Raw genomic sequence first — 19,916 nt, forward strand, 5'->3', positions numbered from 1 at the left:
AATAAAGCACTAAATTATTACATATTTTCAATTAATGAAACTTAGTTGCGTTAATTGAAAGTTAATTTTAGATATGTTCAGGAAAAGGGTCTTCAAAATTTGCTTTTCTATCGAATAATTCTTTTTCATAGTCATTGATTAAGCAATCTGTAAGGTCCTGTAAGATTTGCTCCTTGTTGAGATGTTGGCCAATAAAAACCAATTCATTAATTCTGTCACCCCAGTTTTTATCCCATCTGCTCTCAATAAATTCCTGATTTTCTAAAAAAGAAGGATATTGTACCCTATGGCTCATTGGCATACTGCCCCACCAGACTCCTGCTTTCTCCAAACGAAATGAACCCCCTGCCTGAGAAAAGTTAAGGGCATCGCTTGATCTGGAAGCTAGCCAGAAAAGTCCTTTGGCTCTTAATATGCCTTCAGGATACTGATTAAGATACTCCCATAACCTTTCCGGATGAAATGGACGTTTGTTTCTGAATACCACAGAGCTTATTCCATATTCTTCTGTTTCAGGGGTATGATGTTCTGATTGTAGTTCTTTTTGCCAGCCTGCAGAATGTTGGGCTTTATCAAAATCAAAAAGTTTGGTGTTTAAGATCTGTTTTGGATCAATTTTACCGAATTCTGATTCCAGGATACTGGCTTCCGGGTTGAGTTTTTTAATAGCAGATTTCAAAAATCCAAGCGTTTCCGGATCAATCAGATCGGCTTTATTTAGAATAATGACATTGGCAAACTCAATCTGGTCCGTAAGAAGGTTGACAATGGTACGGTAATCCCCGTCAATATCAGTAAGGCTGCGATCCATTAATCGTTCATTCGAAGCGAAATCTTTCATGAAATTGAAACTGTCCACTACAGTTACCATAGTATCTACATAGCTGAAACGGGAAAGGTCTATTCCGCTTTCTTCATCTATATACGTGAAGGTTTGTGCTACAGGAATAGGTTCACTGATGCCGGTGCTTTCAATTAAAAGATAGTCGAAACGATCCTCATGCGCCAAGCGTTCCACTTCTATCATAAGATCTTCTCTTAAGGTACAGCAGATGCATCCATTGCTCATTTCAACCAGCTTTTCTTCTGTTCTTGAAAGGGTATTCTGATTTTCAACCAATCGGGCGTCAATATTAACTTCACTCATATCATTGACAATGACTGCTACTTTTAAGCCTTGTTTATTATGCAGAATATGGTTTAGTAAAGTCGTTTTTCCAGCCCCTAAAAAACCGCTGAGTACTGTTACAGGGAGTTTCTTTTTCATACCTTCTTAATGTTTATGATTTTTAAAGTTGATAAGGTGTGCTGTAATCAGTCCTGCTGCACCTGCATAGATGAAGGGCAAATGAATTTCAAACAGAAAGTCAATCAATATTGAAATAGCAATGCATCCAATGGAAGCCCAGAATAAAATTCGTAACCAATTATTGGTCATATGTCTTGTTTGCCTGTATACCACAAAGGTTCCGATAATAAGGAATGCAAGGTCGATATAAGGATTATGTGATATCCCTAAAGGAATAATAAGCAACAAAGGGAAAATAATACAATGAACCAGGCACAGAACGGCGGCTGATATTCCTACTGCATCAAGAATTTTTGACTTCATAAAAAGATTAGGATTTAAAATTGTTATTGTAACTTTGTTGCAAATGTATATATAAAAAATCAAATAACGCAACTTTGTTGCATTAAAAATATGAAACAGGTTAGAAATACCCACGCCAAAACTGAAATTTTAAACCTTATTAATGGCTCTGAGGTAGCATTGAGCCATTCTGATATTCAGAAGAAATTAGGAGAGCTATGTAATAGAGTTACGATTTACAGGGTTTTAGAACGTCTTGAAAATGAGGGAGCTATTCACAGGATTGTTAATGTGGATGGTGTCGTAAATTTTGCGAAATGCAGTGGAAAATGTAGTCATGAACAACATTTTCATAATCATGTGCATTTTAACTGTAAAAAATGCCATTCAGTGACATGTATTGAGAATGAAATCCCTGAAATTAGCTTACCGGAGCATTTTATTGCGGAAGAATATAACTTTATTATCAGCGGAGTGTGCCCAAAATGTACGATAAAGGCATAAATAAGCTTCCAGATTCATTTTTAATTTCCTCTGTAAGCAGAAGGCGTCATACCGGTGTATCGTTTGAAAAACCGACAAAAGAGGGATGATTCAGCAAAATTTAGTACATCAGTAATTTCCATGACTGAAAGATTGGTTGTTTTCAATAAAGATTTAGATTGTGCTATAACTGCTTCATTGATCCAAATCAGGATAGACTTCCCTGTCTGTTTACGGATTATTGTTGTTAAATATTTACTGGTAAGATGCATTTTCTGTGCATAAAAGGAAACGCTTCTTTCTTCTTTATGATGCTGATATAATAAATCAAAAAAAATAGTAGTTAATTCTGCTGCCCTTGTATGTTTTTGAACCTGTTCATTATTCGTATTATATACATCTTTTATTTCTGCTAAAAGAGCTAATAAGAGGAACTGAAGTATATCTGTCTTACTCCTGCTTTCTTCTCTATGATAATGCATAGAAATATTTGTATGATGTTGGCTAAAGATTTCAAAACCGGTATTATTCAGCCTGATACATGGTATTTGTCTTATTTCATGGAAAAGCATGTAGTTATTGGAAAGAGAATTGCTGGAAATACAATCAGGATCGAAAAAAACAGTATCTATATGCAGATCTTCTGATATTTCTATCGGCTCCATCATAGAACCGGGAAGTACAACCATCAGGGTATGGGGTTCCAACAATCTTTTCTGAAAATTTATTTTCAGTTCTGCTCTTCCTTTGATACAGATGGCACAGATAAAACCATTAACAGTATGTGGATAATTTGTTAATCCCTTTCGTACAGAATCTTCTGCTCTGTTCACCACAATTCCTTCTACATTTTGTAATCCTATCTTCTCAGATACATAAGGTATACTGTAACTTTCAACATCTTCCATGGTTTTCATCCTGTAAATTAAATTTAAAGATAAACAAGATACTTATTTTTTAGCAAAACAAACGTATTGCACATTTATTATTCTTTTGGGATAATATCCTTCGCTCACCGATCTACTTACTTTGCATCAGCTTTAATAATTAATAAAGAATGAGTTATGAAAACAAAAATGGAAATACCATTACCTCTATCGTTAAAAGAGCGTGACCGTCGTTGGGATATTGCACGCACTATCATGAGAAAAAATGAACTGGACACTCTTGTTATCTATGGAGACAGAGAATCTGCAGCACCAGCTCCGTTTTGTATTGATCATTATTTTACCAATGACAGACTTGGATCTGTGGTGATATTTCACAAAGAAGAAAAGCCAATTGTTGTAACTTTTGCTTCAATGATGGTGGCCGACCATATGCAGGCTTCCCATCGTGGAGATCAGCAATGGATTGAGCCTGAGCAAATCTATGTTGGTAAAACCGGAGCCGGTATTGGAAATATCCTTAAGAAAATGGGACTTTCAAATACACCCAGGATTGGAATAATCGGGCTAGAGCCTTATCCACCCTTCTATTTTGACGGAGCACTTCCCTATCGCACTTGGAAAGGCATCATGGAAGCCTTTCCAAACGCCGAATTAAAGCCTGTATATATGGATTTTTTCAAACTGACTGCTCCCAAAAGTGATGAAGAACTGGCTTTAATCAGACATGCGGCCCACATCGGGGAAGCAATGAGTGAAGCGATGCGAATGACAATTAAGCCTGGAGTAAGTGAAGCTGAAGTAGCTGCAGTGATTACTTCGACCTGTATTTCAATGGGAGGATTTACGGCTGAAATATTAATGGGATCAGGACCTGAATATATTGGCTGGGGGCCGCCGGCTTGGCAATACCGGTCACAACCTCCTAGAATCATTAAAGAAGGAGATATTGTTTTGTCTGAGATCTTTGCGCTGTATGGAATGTATGAAACTCAGCATCAGGCAGCAGTAGCAGTTGGAAATATACATCCGGATCTTGAACGTGCAGCTCTTGTTGCCCGCGAGTGTTATGAAGCAGGTGTTGATGTTTTGAAATCGGGAAAAACATTTGGAGAAGTTGTTGATGTCATGGAAAAACCACTTTTAGAAGCTGGTGGATGGCATGTACATCCTTTGATACATAGTATAAATCCTTATGGCCCGATTGGATTTGGAACCGCTCCGGGAATTGAAAAATTGCCACAAGCTGCCCGATACGGAAATGTTGGTAGACTGCCTAACCCTGGTAGAGATTTAGTCCTACAGGAAGGGATGTGCTTTGCCTTTGAACCCAATTGTGCTTTTGGAAATCATCTTGCCAATATCGGCGGAACTGTAATTGTTGGCAGTGAAAAAGGAATTGAACTCAATACTAACTCTACTCATCTGATGAGGGCAGAATATTAATAATAGAAATATATTTGCAGACCATAAAAAAGCCTCCTTAAAGTTGTTTTAAGGAGGCTTTATTTTTTTATATCCGCTATAAAGGAGATATATACACTTCTATTTTAGTTCCGTCATAGTTGAACGTTCCATCGGAATTGATTTTTCCAAGTACCCATTTCATATCTACCGGAACAGACCATGCAGAGCCTAATGCAAATCCGTTAACAGACCTGATTTCATTACCATTTCCTGTGGTAATGGCTGAATGAAACCATGTTTTGTCAATAGGTCTGTAGAAACCAATGGCTTTTCCTTTAGGAATAGGAGAATATCCATCCCATTTTTTTCCTCCGGTATAGTTGAAGGTTTCTAACCATTTCTGACCTGCTGACCCTGCTAATTGATCAGGACTGATGCTGGCTCCTCTCATGTAAAGGGCATAAGCAACCACATCATGGCATACTCCGTTACTGTACTTCGAAATATTTTCTGCTCCTGAAAGAACAGCGTGAGCTACAGGCGCCCTTTCAGATAAAGATAACTGAGCCTTCCTGGCTCCTTCTGGTGTTACTGACATATTAAGAATATTTTGTTTGGTTACTGTAAAGATAGTCTTTTTTATCCAAACTTACATTTTCTCGGCATCAGGCCCTTATGGAAGTGTCTGTTATTTAGTCTTTTGCCTGTGAAACCCTTGTAATATTATCAATAATAACGTCCATTGCTGTATCTGATTTGATTTTAATAGTATATCCATTAGTAAAGGAAGAGGAATCTGCCACAGTGGTGAGATAGAAAACAAGATTTCCCGTCGTAACTCCGTTAGGTGCAACGGCCGTCTGATCTATTGAAAATGTATTATTCATATTAGACATATTAACCGTTACAAATGCTACCGAACCATTATTTTTGTTTTCATACTTGGCAATGATTCTCCAGGTATGAACCTGCCCTGCTACTGAATTATCAAGAAACTTACCATTACTCTGATCATATATATTGGCTACGGTTGGAGAAGCTATGTTCTCTGGCCAGCTTGTGGCTGGTGTTGGTGAAAAATCTGTTACAATATTAACAGGAGTCTGATAGATGATATTTTGATAATTGTTTAAAGAAACTCCTCCTGAGGTTCTAAAGGCAAATGAAGGTTTTATTCCTGCCCCACTGTTCATTTTTACAACCCCTTCATTGGCTGTTGTAAGCGTTTGTGAGGAGATCATTGTACTCCATTGGCTTCCGTTATAATAACGTAGTGTTTTATTGGAAGAGTCGTATATAATCATGCCTGCTACAGGATTGGTTATATTGGCTGGCGGATTGGCATTTCTGGGTAGTATGAGTGTTGAATTTGCCGAATTGATATCAACAATTCCTTGTGGGGAATTGGTTCCGATTCCAACTTTTCCATCCGAATCTATTCTTACTCTTTCATTATTATTGGTTTTTAAAACGAAAGGCTGTGCATTGGTACTTCCTATAAAGTCTGCAGCAGATAGATTATTACCTGTTGTCTTCCAACTGGTAGATAGTATTGCGTTTAAAGTAGGGGCATCAATTACTTTACTCCATGAAGTACCATTACTTAGATAGATGCCGGGTGTTACATCATTGGTAGTGGCAGTATTATAAAGAAACATTCCTTCACTGTATACACTGGCTGTGGTGGAGGTAAGGGCTACCTTGTTCAAAAGCAAACCTTTGTTGGAAGATCCTAAGGTAAGATCAGAGTTCAGATCAGGAGTTGTAGTTCCTATCCCTACTTGAGCTGATAAAAGAACAGCATACATAACGCTGATAAGTAAGCTAATTTTTTTCATGATCGTATTTTTAATGGTTAATGAAGGTGAAAATGTAAATTTCATTCAGGTTGGGAGACCTGGATTAAAATGAAGTTTCCATTTCTTTTATTTTGTGTTTCCAGATGTTAAAAGTTCTTATCATATGCAGAATTTTATAATAGGATAAAACCGCAGCAATACAAATGATGAAAACTAAATTGAGATTAAAGGAACCTAATAAATAAGCTGTAGCCAGAAGACTGAGATGAATTAAAAGAACAGAAAATCCAATCTTCTTAGGGGTTAATCCAATTTCTGTCATATAGTGATGAAGATGAGTTCTGTCAGCAGTAAAAGGTGATATTCTTTTGATCATTCTTCCGATACAGACCCGTATAAAGTCAAAAACGGGAAGCAAAAAAACAAATAGAAAATACAGGACTTGTGTTTTCTGCTCTTTCTCAAAATTGTATCTGAGACAGTAAATTCCAAGACTGACAAGGAGAAATCCAAGAAACAGGCTACCGGAATCCCCCAGAAATATTTTCTGATGTTCAGAAAAATTATATTTAAGAAAACTGATAAGGCAGCCGATAAGGATGATGCTCATTTTAGCCAGCATTATATGGTGACTGTAAAGGCTGCTGAATAGTAAGAAAGTAAAGCCTGATAATGCTATGATTCCGGCAAGCCCGTCTACTCCATCCATTAAGTTAAATGAATTCACAGCTCCGGTAATTAAAAGCACAGTAATCACATACTGCCCATAAACCGGAAGTTCATATATTCCTAAAAAACCAAATAATGAAGTGATTCTGATGCCGTACAGAGCCATTACGAAGCTTATACAAAGCTGGATAAGCAATTTGTGTTGTGCTTTTACATCTTTTTTATCATCAATAGCTCCCAGAATAAATAAGATAACAGCTCCAGTCATTATAATAAATATTTCTTTATCGAATACAGCCTGCATGATACAACCTGTAAGGATAGAAATGCATACAATAACAATTCCTCCAATTAAAGGGATAGGATTACGATGTACCTTTCTGTAATTAGGATAATCAACCAAATGTAACTTAACAGAAAGTTTAGACACCAAAGGAGTTACAATAACAGACAATACATATGCCAGTACTCCACCTATAAAAAATTCTAAAATGGCTCTCATAGCTTTAATATTTTGATTGAAAAATCTGATTGTTTTTGAGATGAACGGCCTCATATTCTGACAGAACTTTTTCTTTAAGTGCAGATGCCTGGGAAAATATTCCTTGCTTGGCATTAATCTCACAGGATTCCCGGATCAGGTTTCTGTATCTACCTGCAATCTTTTTCCAGATGTATTTTCTTTCAGCAATTTTTCGGAGCGCCAAGGAACAGGTCTCCAATTCTGAAGAAGTTGTAGTAAGAAGTAAAGAAGTAAGAGTCTCTGTATCATGGAAATAAAATGCGGCATTTTCTGTCGTAACTCTATTATATGATACATCAAATGCAAAAACAGGCAGTTTCAAATACATTGCTTCTACTAATGAAGGATTGGTTCCTCCGGCAGAATGACCATGAATATACATTTCGGCATTGCTTCTGATGAGATCAATTTCTCTTTGCTGATAAACAGGATCCAGAATACAGATATTAGGGGAATCTTTATACTGAGCCTTGAGGTTTCTTCCGTATTCACTGTTTTGCCAGTTTCCTATAATCACAAGAGTTTTGTGCTGAACGGCATGAAAAACTTCCAATATTTTATGAACATTATTTTCGGGTTCTATTCGGCAAACTTTTACCGCATATGGGCTTGTAAGAAAAGGATATCTATCGAGGTCTTCGCGGGTTATGATTCCATCCGGAGTGGCATGATCAGCACCATATTCGATAATTCTGCTCAGTGTTCCATATCGTAATGCTGTGTAATCCTGTATGGCTTCGTTATCTGAAATATCAATATGAGAAAATTTGACGGCAATTTTTTCAGCCCACCAGAGATACAGTTTTGCAGGGAGGCTCCATTTTTCTCTTTTCCATTCAATTCCATCAATAGAAATGATAATTTTTCTGTTGGTAAAAAGTCTTACAAAAGGGAGGATCCATGATCCGGCAACTCCCAATATAATTAAAACTTTACTGAAAAATAGTGCATGGATAATACTGAGCGTATCATAAGGGATACTTTGTATTCCATTGGCATTTAGAGGAATGTATTTCAGTTCTGCTCCTTTATAAAGAGGCTTTCTTTCTTCTTTTTTATATCGTTTTGAAGAGCAATATACCGTAAAATCAAACTGATCCGATAATTCTTCTATAAGATGTTCAGTTAAGGTTTCAAAACCTCCATAATTAGCAGGAAGTCCAACCGTTCCGATAATGGCTATTTTTGTTTTCATTTTTTTAATTTTTAAAAGATAAATCCACCGGTGTGCCTTTGTTTTTAATCGTTGATAATCAAATATTTATGTTGTTTTATTTGCTTTGTGATTTCCAGATTATGGAATTATTGATGGAATTTGGAAAATATCTGAAGGGATTGTTTCTCAAAGTTATCGATAGAAAAAAGGTTCCTTTTTTGCTGGGCATACAGACTGAATTGTTGGTAAAGGTTGGGATTATTAAGCAATAATTTCAGTTTCTGTGAGATCACAGTAATTTCCTTAGAATTGATACAGAAACCGTTTTTACCATCATCTATTAATTCTGTTACACCTCCTACCGGTGGTACAATAGCAGGCAGGCCATAAGCCATACCTTCGAGAATGGTAAGCCCAAATGTTTCTACCCAAAGTTTTGTATCAGAAAGATTCAGGATCACATCCGCTTCTTTGTAAAACCGATGTGTGTCTTGCTGGGTAGGATAAATATATAAGTTTTCAGGAAGCTGTTTTTTTTCAAAATAGGAATGAATATCATACACTGACGCATTCAGGACAAGCTTGAAGATAAATTCAGGGTTTTGCTCTGATAGTGTCACAAACTCATCTACTCCCTTGTATTTTTTTAAAGAACATAACATCAGGACTATTTTTCGTTCATTGGCTTGTAGGTTTTTTGGAACTGCCTTCTTAATAAAGTCCTCTTCCAGAACATTGTAAATAATTTCTGATTTTTTACAGATTGGTTCTTGTAAAGCAAGAAATTGAGATACATATTTTACTTCAGAAGCAGTTACAGAAGCTATTCCAAATAGGAATCTTTTCAATATTTGAGGTTTTACGGAAGTTTCATGCACATGGTAGATTACCCTGCAGCCTTTTAATTTTGCAATAATCGCAGCACCAAAAGGCAATACAGTATTGATATAAACAATATCCTGCTTTTTCAGAAAAAATAATAACCGGATGGCTAATGCAAACTGACTGATGATAAAAAATAAAAGTCTGATTATTGGATATCCTGAAAAACGGTATTCATATTGATGATAATGTATACCTGGAATACCGGAAAGAAAACCTTTATTTTTTCCACCGATAAAAAGATGGGTTTCTTTTCCGTTCTTTGCCCATATTTTCAACAGCTGCATAAGTACTTTTGGGCTTCCGCTGTAATCGTTTAATAAGTGTACGGCTATTATTCTCATGGCTCAAAGTTTTGATAAATGGTATTCAGATAATCACCTCTCTTATCCCATGAAAACTTTTCTTCATAATATTTTCTGGCTTCTCTACTCATTTTTTCTGTCAGAGAAGGTTCAAGAAATAGTTTTAATAAATCATAGCAGAGGGTATCTACAGTTGTATTGTAAGAACTTTCACTCACCGTAAATCCGAATTCTGAATGAATATATTCGCCAGGACCTACATTGTTCAGTGCTATCACAGGAAGTCCAAATGATAAAGCTTCTGCAACTACCATCCCTGCTCCTTCATGAGAGGGAAATAGAAAAGCGGAAGATTCTTTATAGATATTCATAAGTTCTTTACGGTCAATCCATTCTATAATTTGTACGTAAGGTTCAATGTGATGCTTTGAGATCAACTGTTGATAAAGCTTTTTCTCCGGACCGGTTCCCACAAGTGTTAATCTGCAGGAAGCACGGCTTTTCTCAGGGATATGTTTTAAAAATTCAGCAAATGCATTGATAGTGAGATCAAAGCCCTTTAATGGAACAAATCTTCCTACACTAAGAATCTGAAAACTCTTTTTAGGTTTGAAACCTTCGAAAAAATCTTCTGTAGCTACGGAAGGATAAATAGAATAATGTGATTTGCTCAATGGCAGAGACTCTGGAACACTGGAATTCATACACCAGATATGGTTTGCATTTTTCACAGAATTTTTCAGGGCTGGAGAAAACTTCCAAGAGATCTTTTTAATAATCCATTTTAGTCTGTCATTCAGAAGAGTTCTGAAACTATAAAATCTGAGATATTGTTTAGGAATTTTAGGATGATGCCCTACAGGTCCCCAAACAAGAGGTTTATGAAGTTTCCACAAAAATGTGGGAGTCCAGTCGTTATGGAAATTGAGATTATGGACAATATCAAAATCAAGTTGTTTACTTTTAATAAAACCAATTATATTTCTCTGCCACAGGTAAAAATAAAACATGGCTCCTCTACTGCCTTTCTTCCAGAATCTTGCCCAATAAGGAAGATCAAAATAAAGAAACTGTATATTTTCAAAAATTTCATCAGGATTTTCGTTCATGTATTTTTCAATGGAAGAACGGTTGTTTTCTCTGGTAATGGCGATTACTTTTCGGAACTTTGCAATCTGACATACAAAATTCCATCCCATAGCATCTTCCGATCCTTTATACGGATTTACGGCATAGCAGGTTGCTAAAATGGTTGTTGTTTTCATGGCCATCTCTTGTTTTAATAATTTTTGCAGGAACACCTCCTATGACAGAATTTTCAGGAAAGCTTCTGTTGACTACACTTCCGGCAGCAATGATGCAGCCATCTCCAATTTCAACACCATCCAGAATGGTTACTTTACTGCCAATCCAACAGTTTTTTCCTATTCTTATTCCTTTTCTGTTCACACCCTGAAGCCTTATGGGAGAAGTGAGATCTTCATAATTATGATTTTCAGGATGGCAGCTCAGGTACTGACCTGTTATGCAGTCATCTCCTATTTCCAGCCCTCCGGCTCCTCCTAAGTAGGCATATTCACCAATACCTACATTATTTCCGATCTTTATCCCTTTTCCCATATGATTGAGTGAGGTAGAAATGATAATTCTACTGAATGCCCCGATGGATACATTGTTACCTAAATGAACGCCGTCTCTGCCCAATGCAGAAATATAAACGTTGTCTCCCAGCCGGAGAAACCGGCCCCAGGTTATTCTTGAAAGGCAGAAAAAATGAACCTGCCTTCCAAGTAACAATCCTTTGCTTTTTCTTAATGAGAAGAGTACTTTCATCCCCCGTAAAAAGCTCATTCCCTGAATGAGAATAAATTGTAGAATGATGCGGGAACTTAGATCTTTATCAAAAGAGAAAGAGGGATTTCTCTTTTGTAAAATTTTTAAAATAAACTTTTTCATTGTGTAGTTAGAATCATGTGTGTTAATGTCTGGAGTGTGATAGAAAGATCGCTGTTCTTTAATGAGGTGTAGATGTTCTTTCTTTTTCTTTCTGCCAATACTTCAAATAATTTTTTGTATTCTTGGGTTAGAAATTCTATGGTATCCTTTGAAAGTTCTTTTTTTCTTTGCAGAATGACTTGTGAGTCTTCGTATAGGAAAACATTATAATCGGGTTTCAGAAGGAAAAAATAGCCTGCTCTGAAAATCTTTTCAGGAAGAATGATATTGCTTCTTTTCCCATCGATAATAAAGTCAAAATAATATCGATCGTAGATCACCACATACCCTCTCAGAATATATTTGAAATATATAATGAATTGTCCCAGAAGATAATCTGTATAATAATATCCAAATCTGAATAATGAAGACATAAAACTTCTGTTTTTTCCCTGTCTGGGTAAAGATTCTATAACTTCTTTATGTGCTTTTTCTTTCCCTTTTGTCCATACACTGAGAATGGGTAAAAAAGAGGGGCGATGACGCAATATTACCGAGGGCTTTCTCAATTTTTTCTCGATAATTAAGGATAAATCCGAGATGACCGTAGATTTCCCGGCACCATCTACCCCGCTTAGTGTAATAATAAATCCTTTTCCAGAAAACAGATCCATAAAATAGTGGATGGTGTTGAGGAAATAACTTAATCCTTTATTGGACTTTTCTTTTTTTAAAGCTTTTATTATTACTTTTTCATCATTGTATAAAAGGCCAAACCATACTTTGTCTACATTATTTTCTGACGTTTGATTGAAGTTGATATTTATAATAGAATTGTGTTTTTTAGGGACGTCAGATTTGTTTAATTTATAAAACAGGAGGATATATTTGGCAGTGTCTTCTTCTGAAACTTTCTTGATTCCAAAGTTGTTGATATAGCTGTTTGAAATGAGCTTTTTAGCATCAAGTATCTGAATGTTTTTCCATTTTAGCTGGTGGATACAGTCAATAGACAGAATTTCATAATCTTTGGTAATAATTTTTATATGGGTTAAGAATGATTTTTTTTCCAGAATAATTTTGTGAGTGAATATATGATGGCTGAAGTAGGAATAGAGATCCTGTGCTACAGATTTACTGCAGATAAGATCAATATCTGAATATTCAGGAAGTTTTTCCGGAGATTGATCAGGAAATTTCAATGCAGCATACTCTTTATGATTAATTCTACTGAAAAGGTCTAAAATGATGAGTTCTCTGTGGCTGTATTGGTCTTCCAGAAATGTATTCAGAGATTCGTTCCATACGGAGAGCAGCCAGTATACCTGTTGATGCCATTTTTTCTGTTCCGAATAGATAGTGATATGTTGCAGGATGTTGATCAGAAGGTATAATTTTAAATATTTATGAAGGGTTTCTATTTCAAAATTGAATACAGAGTTGTTTTTGATCGTTATTTCTCTGTAGATTTCTTTCCAGCATTTTTTTCCAATCAAAATATTGTTTTGAATGATAAAGTGGAAATAATCAAAACCTTGCGGGCGATTAAAAGCAGCCAGTTCCCAGTCATAAATTCCCAGTTTTTCATTTCCGATATTAGTATTCCATGCTGTAAAATCACCGTGTGAGAATCTTAGGTTGATTTCTTCCTGTTCAGGTAAAGAATTTAAAATATCTTTGACCTTTTGGAAAAAATTCGGAGAAAACCTTTTATCCTGAGTTTCATAAAACTGCTTTTTCAAATCTTTAAGCAGTTTCCACTCTCCTATTTTTATTTTCCCTGAAAAAAAAGAATCCAATTCTTTAAGAGCTTTTATATGCAATATTCCCAAAGCTGCAGTCTGATTTTGTTTTTTACAGATATCACCAGTCTTTAAGACTCTATCATTTAGAAGACTGGCCATAGGGATTTCGTAAAACTTTCCTGCCGGTAATGTCTTTAATATCTCCCATTCCTGCTGAATAAGCTGATGGGATGTCTCTGAATTTGCTATTTTATAAAAATATTTTTGATAATATAAAATAAGCTTATTATTAGGTCCGGCTGTCCCTGTAAATAGAGCCCATTCTTTCTGAAGGTTACAAATGGGAGCAAGGATAGGATCATCATAATACAGCTTTACTTTTTTGAACAGAATATGCTGTAATTTCATAAAGAAAACTAGTCTGATTAATGCTGCTGTTAATAATGAAGAGAAAGAAGATGTGGAGTAAAATTTCAGAAATAAAGGATTTACATTTTTAGCATTCCAAATCCATCGCAATGTTCCATCTGTATTTTTGATAGACAATACGGTTATTTTTTTTTGGTATTCATCCGGATGTAGAGAAACCTGATATCCTAAATTTTTAAATACATTTTCCATGATAATAAGTTGTCTGTACCAAAGTATAAGATAAAATTGAACCTAATTTTTAAAACATTGATTATTAGTATTTTAAATATTTTTTACTTATGCTTTTATTCCAAATTCTGGAATGAGAATTTTATTTCTGGAATAAATCCGGCCGTTTTCTGTAGAGTTTTATCCTTTGAAATGAGGTAAGATATTTCCTGTTTTCAAATGCTATAGAGAAAATAATGATTTGAAAGAACAGAATTCCATAATTACTTTCCCCAAAAATTCCAAACTCTGTAAAAGAATTGATAAGAACGGGGATAAGAATTCCGATCAGCATCAGTTTTTGTTCTTTTTTTTGAGCAATAATAGCCCTTATGGTAAAGAATACCTGGCCAATAACAATGATAAGACCTACAAAACCTAGATTCATTAATACCTGCATAAAAGTATTGTGAGTCATTTTTCCCGGATAAGTGTGGGTACTTTTAAAGAATTCTCCATAATCAATTCTCATAAAACCAAATCCGAATAATGGTTCTCTGGGTAATCCCTCAGTGATGAGAGCTTTCCAGAAAGGAAGTCTTCCGGTAAGGCTCATAATTTCCTCAAGTCTGTCTTTGTCTCCACCTTTTAAAATAACCTGATAGACCGCAAATGGAGCTACTGCCAGCACTGCCATAATAATGATGGCTTTGAGACCTTTTCTTTTAGTTTGATTGATATGAAAAAATATAATAATCAGTACACCTATTAACGAGGAACGGGAGCCGGTCATAAACAGAGCATAAAAAATGACAGCAATTTTTATGATGATCCAAAGCTTATTTTTTTTCCGGTACAAATCAAAGATCAGACATGCAATACCCACTCCTGCCAGCATTCCCAATTCGTTAGGATTCATGATGATTCCTCCCAGGCGTGCTTCTTCACCACCGTTGGTAAGTCTGAAAAAAGTCTCGGGATCCACCCACATTCCCACAACAAATACCGTCTGTAAAATGAATACAACATTTCCCAGAAGGTTATACAGCCGGATAGGATGCCCTTGAAAATAAATATCCAGTGTAGTAAGGCTTTTGATAAAAAAATAAGCGAAGACAAAGCTTTGAAAAACCATCAGCCATTGCAATGCACTAAAACCCGGATTGGTACTCCATGCAAAGGATGCTAATCCCAATATAAGATAGCCCAGATAAAAAACGGGAGAGAATATATTTTTATATCCAAGGGTAGATGCTGCACCGTATCTGAGAATACGGTAGTAAATGAAAACTGATGAAAACATAACTCCCATTCTTCCTACTACTTTTATGATTCTGGTAATGATAATATTTTCGCTCCAGGTAAAGAATCCGGCAATCATCAGCAGAAGAATGATAAAAAGAAATAGGTTGGTGTTTTTTAGAAACCTCTGATGTCTGTTCTCGATAGAAAGATTAGATGTTTTCATAGAGTTCCGTATTTAATCGGTTTAAAATGATGTCCCAATCAAATTCATACTTTACCATTTTAATGGCCTGACTTTCCATTTCGTGGAAAAGTTCTTTATCAAGCCATGTTTTATAGATCTGATGCATGGCGAGGGTGAGTTTTTGGGGAGTCATTTGAGAAAAAACAATTCCAGCATTATATTTTTCAACTTGTTCGCCAATATTGGTATTGGTACTCACAATACAGGGTTTTCCGAAGCTTGCTGCTTCCAGTACAGCCGCAGGAAGTCCTTCGTTGCGGGAAGGATGGAGGAAAATATCCATCTGCTGAAGAATTTCATTTTTTTCTGCACCAAATTTGGGTCCTAATAGTTGTATTTTATTCTGTAGCTTTTTAGTTCTGATGGTCTTTTCAATTTGTTTGGCCTGGTTACTGCTGCCAGCTATCCAGAGTTCTGAATCGGGAACTTCTTTCTGAAAATTATCAAAAGCGTCAATCATCAGATCGAGTCCTTTAGTATAAATATCTAATCTTCCTAGAAAACCGAATATTATTCTTGCATTATCATTTTTTTTGTGGGAATTCATGCTTTCAGAATCAAAACCGTAAGGAATGAGTACCGTTTTGTTATTTTCATACATATTCTGGAGTCCATAGATTTCTGAGTTTCCAATACAGTGAATTCTGCCTGCATTTTCAAGAAGTTTTTTTTCAAAAAAATGGAAGTATATTTTTTTCAGATAATGGCTTTTTTGCATGGCAATTGTGTTGTAAGCGCCATGAGCTGTGATGAGAAACTTTCTCTTGTTGCTGGATAGAAAATTCCCTAATGAGGAATACAACGGAAGCCAGCCTCCATGAAGATGAAAGATAGTTTGTTTGTTTTTCATCAGAATTTCTGTTTTTAATTGCTCATTAAGGTGAAAAGGGTTCATACTTTTTTTGAAAAGTAATGTTTCAAAATTTCTTTCAGGATAATTTTTTTCCAAGGTATCTGTAATACCCCATACGGATACTTTTATACCTGCAGCAGCCTGTTTGGAGGCAAGCTGATGTACGACTTTATTCACCCCGTTCATCCGTTCAGGATTAGCCTTTCCCAATATGATATGTATTATTTCCATAATGAAGAATTGTTTTTACGAAGTTGTAGTTTCCAATACAGGATGAGGATGATCTGACTCATCATAAGTCCTGTAATAGCACCGTATAATGCGGTATATTTTAAAAGAAAATGAAATATAGTCAGAATAAATACCGTTGAAAAAATATAGCCGTAGAAGAATATTTTATTGAGCTCCGTTACTCTCACAGCAATCCGTACCGGATATCCCCAAAAGATCAGCAGATAAAGCAGAGACATCAGCTTAATTACATATCCGAAATGCTGGTATTGAGTACCCCCAAAAAGAATCATGATTTCCTCTGAAAAAATAAATATTACAAGGAGAACAGGTGCTAAAATGAAAAAGCCATAACGTCTGATGGAGAGTAAAAATTCTTTGGCTTCAGTTGTATCTTTGTGATAAAGACGGGCTGTTTTAGGAAGAAAAAAATTCTCCACAGTCTGTAGGATAACATTAAAAACTCCAAAGAAAGACTGTGCCAGTCTTAAGGCGGCTAATGCCTCTAATCCTAAATATAAACCTGAAATCAGTACAAGGAAATTTCCTGAAAACCATTGGAGTAAAGCTGAATATAAAAACCATTTCCCATTGCTTTTATAGTATTGCAGATAGGGCTTATCCGAAACAGGGAATACTGCATTTTTTAAGAAGTACAAAACCCCTGGAAGTGAAGATAAGAGATTACCCATTCCAATAATTAATAACGCCTTTCCCAATGCGAGCGATGTACAGATAATAAGAGGAAATACACATAAAAAGAGAAGATCAATACAAAGTACAGTAGAAAGTTCCTGTATAGCCAGCAATGATTTTCTGAAAAAATCCTGAATAAAATAACCAAGAATAAAAATAGCCGCTTCTCCATAATGTGCTGCAAAGAATTCTGAATTTTCTAAAGATAGCACTGGTTTTTGAAGAAATTTTAAGTAAAGATAAATCAGGCTCAGCAGAATAATGAGAAACAATAAAAATCCGGCTGATACTTTACTGATAAAGCCTAATGATTCACTGTGCGGGTTTTTGGATACCATGATCTGGTAAGGCTGTATGATGAGTGCGTTCCCTATATTCAGAATAAAATAAGATCCTATCAAAACATAAGAGTACATCCCAAATTCCTGTATATTCAGAGTTCTGGCCAAGAGAAAAGTGAGCAGGAAATTGCTTCCGCTATATAGGGCCTGATCTGTAAAGACCATGACACTGGATTTTCTTATGGTGGCTAATGATTTCATTTGTTTTTCAATGAAGTGATACACTTTATGAGATATTTGATGATACTTGGGGTGTAGCCTGCTTTATTCAGTACAAACCATAGCTTTGGAAATTGATATTCTTCATTGAGTATCTCAACTTCCAATATTCTTTTTTCTGCTGTTTTTCTGCTATCCAGAATAAAAAGATTTTGATTGGCCAGGCTCATCAAAAGAAGAGCGAGTGTATTTTTTTTAACTGCAACATTATTGATGATACATAATTCGTATCCTTGAGATGCTTCATGAATGAAATGTTCAAGCTGTTTTCTAGGCTGAAAAAGGATTTCATTTCCGGAAAGATCAATGATGTGATCAGACTGATAAGGAAAGTTTCCTGCAATATCAATCAGAATCACTTTTCGGTGTTGCTTTTCAAGAGCTTTCATTGTGTTTTCTATGAGAAAAAGGTGATCTTTTTCTTTATCATAGGAAGTCACAGTAATGGTATTATGATCTTTAAGAATACCTTTAAGCTCCATTTCAGTAATATTTTGCAAAAGGCGTGAAATATTTTCGCTTTTATTCTTGATGTAAGGGGTGGTAAATGCTATAGGAATGCTGCTGTTTTTTTCTATGGTATACACATCATTTACCTTTGCTTTTGCATAATGTACCAAATAAATAGCTGCAATGGATGTAATCATACCTATAATTGCTGCTACAATAATGATGATAGATCGTACAGGTGATACAGGACTTTTAGGAACTTCTCCGGGAGTAATTACTTTGTGGAAGGAAATTTTTGCAGATTTTGCTATTTCCGCATCAATGCGTTTCTCATTCAGGAAATTATAATTCTTTTCGTAAAGATTAAACTCTCTGTTCAATACATTGAGGATTCTTTCTTTCTCAGGCAGTCCTACAAAAGCCTGCTCTGCAACTCCGATATCTCTATTGATATCTCTATATTTGATCTGTAAATTTTTAGCGGTATTTTTGATGCTTTCGGTCTGATAATCCGTAAGATCTTTCAGCTTAGCATCAATTATTTTTACTTTTTCATGTTCTGGAGTATAGGTAAGCAATAATTCTTTTTTCTCAGCCTGTAAATTTTTCATATTCTTTACCATTTCTGTAGAAAGTAAGTCGTTGAATGCTTCAAAGTTTGGGGCCAGTTCAAGATAATTACTTTTCCCTTGTGAAATGTAACTGTTGAGATAATTAGCGGCGTCCAGATTCATTTTTATATTGCTTTGTTGAATTTTCAGCTGGGAAATTTTTCTGAGATCTGTTTCTGTTTCCTGAGGAATATTAATGATATTGTTGTGATCTCTGTAATTCTGAATCTGGTTTTCTGTACTGGTAAGCTTAGACCTTGCCTCTTTAATTTCATTTTTAAGGAAAACCGTGGTGGTATCTGCTGCTTTATATTTACTCTCGATATAATCCTGAATGTAGGTTTCAGCAAGGGTATTAACAAATAATTCTGCTTTTTTAGGCACATTACTTTTAAAATTGATTCTGATAACCGGTACATCTTTATCTACAGAAACAATGTCCAGATTTTTATTGATTTTCTCCAGAAGTTTTTCATGACTTAGAAATTCAAATTCATATTCATCAATCATCTTGAGTTCCGGTTTAGAAAGAATAAAATTTTTATTAAGAGTAATGAGTAATTTCCCTCCTGAAATAGTAATAGGTTCTCCAAAATTTCCTTCTACAGCGGTTTCTTTTCCAGGAAGAGTAAGTTGAAATTTGTTATGTGAAAGAATTTTCAGGGAGAATTTTTTATCATAATTTTTATCTGAACTGAAGGTCCCTTCTACAAAAAAGGGAGTATTTTTGAACAATTCTGCTGAATGCAGATCTCCTTTTCTGTAAATCTCTGTGGAAAATGGAAGTTTTGAAAGTGTTTTCTCAATAAGTGATGAGGATTTGAGAACTTCAATTTCTGTATTGATTTTATTGGCAGACGCAAAAACGTCGAAATCTTTAAATAAATTGGCGCTTGGAACTCCTTCCTGAGTATCTGCAAGTTTAAGCATGGCTGTACTCTCATAAATGGGAGTAACATATCCAAGATATTTTTTCGCTGCCAGTACAGACAGTACTATGGCCAGAATAATAAAGGGAAGCCCTCTATACAATGGTCTTATAAATCTAATGTTCTCGTTCATTTT

The 19,916-nt window shown here is 35.5% G+C and carries 17 protein-coding genes; 2 read left to right on the top strand and 15 right to left on the bottom strand.

Annotated elements, in window-relative coordinates; genetic code table 11:
- Positions 1-67: 67 nt before the first annotated feature.
- Both AC3HD6_RS10105 and AC3HD6_RS10110 read right to left on the bottom strand, forming a co-directional pair.
- On the bottom strand, positions 68-1,267 hold the full coding sequence (locus AC3HD6_RS10105) for a GTP-binding protein (RefSeq protein ID WP_488896220.1): 1,200 nt from the start codon (positions 1,265-1,267) through the stop codon (positions 68-70).
- A 6-nt stretch (positions 1,268-1,273) separates the two neighbouring features.
- A complete protein-coding gene (locus AC3HD6_RS10110; RefSeq protein WP_488896221.1) occupies positions 1,274-1,612 on the bottom strand; it encodes a MerC domain-containing protein in 339 nt (112 codons plus the stop codon).
- Between the two features lie 90 nt (positions 1,613-1,702).
- Here AC3HD6_RS10110 and AC3HD6_RS10115 point away from each other — a divergent pair, with 90 nt between their 5' ends.
- Positions 1,703-2,095: a Fur family transcriptional regulator gene (locus tag AC3HD6_RS10115; RefSeq protein WP_488896222.1), complete on the top strand. Its 393-nt coding sequence runs from the start codon at positions 1,703-1,705 to the stop codon at positions 2,093-2,095.
- Between the two features lie 20 nt (positions 2,096-2,115).
- Here AC3HD6_RS10115 and AC3HD6_RS10120 read toward each other — a convergent pair whose 3' ends face one another.
- Complete coding sequence (locus AC3HD6_RS10120; RefSeq protein WP_488896223.1) at positions 2,116-2,991, bottom strand: helix-turn-helix domain-containing protein; 876 nt, start codon at positions 2,989-2,991, stop codon at positions 2,116-2,118.
- Between the two features lie 147 nt (positions 2,992-3,138).
- Between AC3HD6_RS10120 and AC3HD6_RS10125 the strand changes: the two genes are divergently transcribed.
- Entirely contained in the window at positions 3,139-4,407 is a 1,269-nt protein-coding gene (locus AC3HD6_RS10125) for a M24 family metallopeptidase (RefSeq protein ID WP_488896224.1), read from the top strand.
- A gap of 76 nt (positions 4,408-4,483) precedes the next feature.
- Here AC3HD6_RS10125 and AC3HD6_RS10130 read toward each other — a convergent pair whose 3' ends face one another.
- The 12 genes from AC3HD6_RS10130 to AC3HD6_RS10185 form a co-directional block, all read right to left on the bottom strand.
- A complete protein-coding gene (locus AC3HD6_RS10130; protein WP_160137866.1) occupies positions 4,484-4,966 on the bottom strand; it encodes a hypothetical protein in 483 nt (160 codons plus the stop codon).
- A gap of 94 nt (positions 4,967-5,060) precedes the next feature.
- Complete coding sequence (locus AC3HD6_RS10135) at positions 5,061-6,206, bottom strand: hypothetical protein (RefSeq protein ID WP_488896225.1); 1,146 nt, start codon at positions 6,204-6,206, stop codon at positions 5,061-5,063.
- Positions 6,207-6,270: 64 nt separating this feature from the next.
- Positions 6,271-7,338 carry a glycosyltransferase family 4 protein gene (locus AC3HD6_RS10140; protein WP_488896226.1) on the bottom strand — a complete coding sequence of 356 codons (1,068 nt, stop codon included), beginning with the start codon at positions 7,336-7,338 and terminating at the stop codon, positions 6,271-6,273.
- Between the two features lie 4 nt (positions 7,339-7,342).
- A complete protein-coding gene (locus AC3HD6_RS10145) occupies positions 7,343-8,554 on the bottom strand; it encodes a DUF1972 domain-containing protein (protein ID WP_488896227.1) in 1,212 nt (403 codons plus the stop codon).
- Positions 8,555-8,661: 107 nt separating this feature from the next.
- Positions 8,662-9,741, bottom strand: coding sequence for a glycosyltransferase family 4 protein (locus tag AC3HD6_RS10150; RefSeq protein ID WP_488896228.1), 1,080 nt, complete (start codon positions 9,739-9,741; stop codon positions 8,662-8,664).
- On the bottom strand, positions 9,738-10,967 hold the full coding sequence (locus AC3HD6_RS10155; protein ID WP_488896229.1) for a glycosyltransferase family 4 protein: 1,230 nt from the start codon (positions 10,965-10,967) through the stop codon (positions 9,738-9,740). The genes AC3HD6_RS10150 and AC3HD6_RS10155 overlap by 4 nt, the downstream gene beginning before the upstream one ends.
- The gene (locus AC3HD6_RS10160; RefSeq protein ID WP_488896230.1) at positions 10,918-11,658 is read right to left on the bottom strand and encodes an acyltransferase; all 741 of its coding nucleotides are present in this window, start codon (positions 11,656-11,658) and stop codon (positions 10,918-10,920) included. Before AC3HD6_RS10160 ends, AC3HD6_RS10155 begins: the two co-directional genes overlap by 50 nt.
- On the bottom strand, positions 11,655-14,003 hold the full coding sequence (locus AC3HD6_RS10165) for a nucleoside/nucleotide kinase family protein (protein ID WP_488896231.1): 2,349 nt from the start codon (positions 14,001-14,003) through the stop codon (positions 11,655-11,657). Before AC3HD6_RS10165 ends, AC3HD6_RS10160 begins: the two co-directional genes overlap by 4 nt.
- Positions 14,004-14,124: 121 nt before the next feature.
- Complete coding sequence (locus tag AC3HD6_RS10170; RefSeq protein ID WP_488896232.1) at positions 14,125-15,429, bottom strand: O-antigen ligase family protein; 1,305 nt, start codon at positions 15,427-15,429, stop codon at positions 14,125-14,127.
- Positions 15,416-16,534, bottom strand: a complete 1,119-nt coding sequence (locus AC3HD6_RS10175) for a glycosyltransferase family 4 protein (RefSeq protein WP_488896233.1) — start codon at positions 16,532-16,534, stop codon at positions 15,416-15,418. The genes AC3HD6_RS10170 and AC3HD6_RS10175 overlap by 14 nt, the downstream gene beginning before the upstream one ends.
- Positions 16,525-17,772, bottom strand: coding sequence for a lipopolysaccharide biosynthesis protein (locus AC3HD6_RS10180; RefSeq protein ID WP_488896234.1), 1,248 nt, complete (start codon positions 17,770-17,772; stop codon positions 16,525-16,527). Before AC3HD6_RS10180 ends, AC3HD6_RS10175 begins: the two co-directional genes overlap by 10 nt.
- Entirely contained in the window at positions 17,769-19,913 is a 2,145-nt protein-coding gene (locus AC3HD6_RS10185) for a GumC family protein (protein ID WP_488896235.1), read from the bottom strand. The genes AC3HD6_RS10180 and AC3HD6_RS10185 overlap by 4 nt, the downstream gene beginning before the upstream one ends.
- Positions 19,914-19,916 lie beyond the last annotated feature (3 nt).

This window comes from Chryseobacterium sp. II3a, assembly GCF_057815135.1.

Coding starts and splice junctions, on each gene's coding strand:
- AC3HD6_RS10105 (WP_488896220.1), bottom strand. CDS start 1,267: ATGAAAAAGAAACTCCCTGTAACAGTACTCAGCGGTTTTTTAGGGGCT.
- AC3HD6_RS10110 (WP_488896221.1), bottom strand. CDS start 1,612: ATGAAGTCAAAAATTCTTGATGCAGTAGGAATATCAGCCGCCGTTCTG.
- AC3HD6_RS10115 (WP_488896222.1), top strand. CDS start 1,703: ATGAAACAGGTTAGAAATACCCACGCCAAAACTGAAATTTTAAACCTT.
- AC3HD6_RS10120 (WP_488896223.1), bottom strand. CDS start 2,991: ATGAAAACCATGGAAGATGTTGAAAGTTACAGTATACCTTATGTATCT.
- AC3HD6_RS10125 (WP_488896224.1), top strand. CDS start 3,139: ATGAAAACAAAAATGGAAATACCATTACCTCTATCGTTAAAAGAGCGT.
- AC3HD6_RS10130 (WP_160137866.1), bottom strand. CDS start 4,966: ATGTCAGTAACACCAGAAGGAGCCAGGAAGGCTCAGTTATCTTTATCT.
- AC3HD6_RS10135 (WP_488896225.1), bottom strand. CDS start 6,206: ATGAAAAAAATTAGCTTACTTATCAGCGTTATGTATGCTGTTCTTTTA.
- AC3HD6_RS10140 (WP_488896226.1), bottom strand. CDS start 7,338: ATGAGAGCCATTTTAGAATTTTTTATAGGTGGAGTACTGGCATATGTA.
- AC3HD6_RS10145 (WP_488896227.1), bottom strand. CDS start 8,554: ATGAAAACAAAAATAGCCATTATCGGAACGGTTGGACTTCCTGCTAAT.
- AC3HD6_RS10150 (WP_488896228.1), bottom strand. CDS start 9,741: ATGAGAATAATAGCCGTACACTTATTAAACGATTACAGCGGAAGCCCA.
- AC3HD6_RS10155 (WP_488896229.1), bottom strand. CDS start 10,967: ATGAAAACAACAACCATTTTAGCAACCTGCTATGCCGTAAATCCGTAT.
- AC3HD6_RS10160 (WP_488896230.1), bottom strand. CDS start 11,658: ATGAAAAAGTTTATTTTAAAAATTTTACAAAAGAGAAATCCCTCTTTC.
- AC3HD6_RS10165 (WP_488896231.1), bottom strand. CDS start 14,003: ATGGAAAATGTATTTAAAAATTTAGGATATCAGGTTTCTCTACATCCG.
- AC3HD6_RS10170 (WP_488896232.1), bottom strand. CDS start 15,429: ATGAAAACATCTAATCTTTCTATCGAGAACAGACATCAGAGGTTTCTA.
- AC3HD6_RS10175 (WP_488896233.1), bottom strand. CDS start 16,534: ATGGAAATAATACATATCATATTGGGAAAGGCTAATCCTGAACGGATG.
- AC3HD6_RS10180 (WP_488896234.1), bottom strand. CDS start 17,772: ATGAAATCATTAGCCACCATAAGAAAATCCAGTGTCATGGTCTTTACA.
- AC3HD6_RS10185 (WP_488896235.1), bottom strand. CDS start 19,913: ATGAACGAGAACATTAGATTTATAAGACCATTGTATAGAGGGCTTCCC.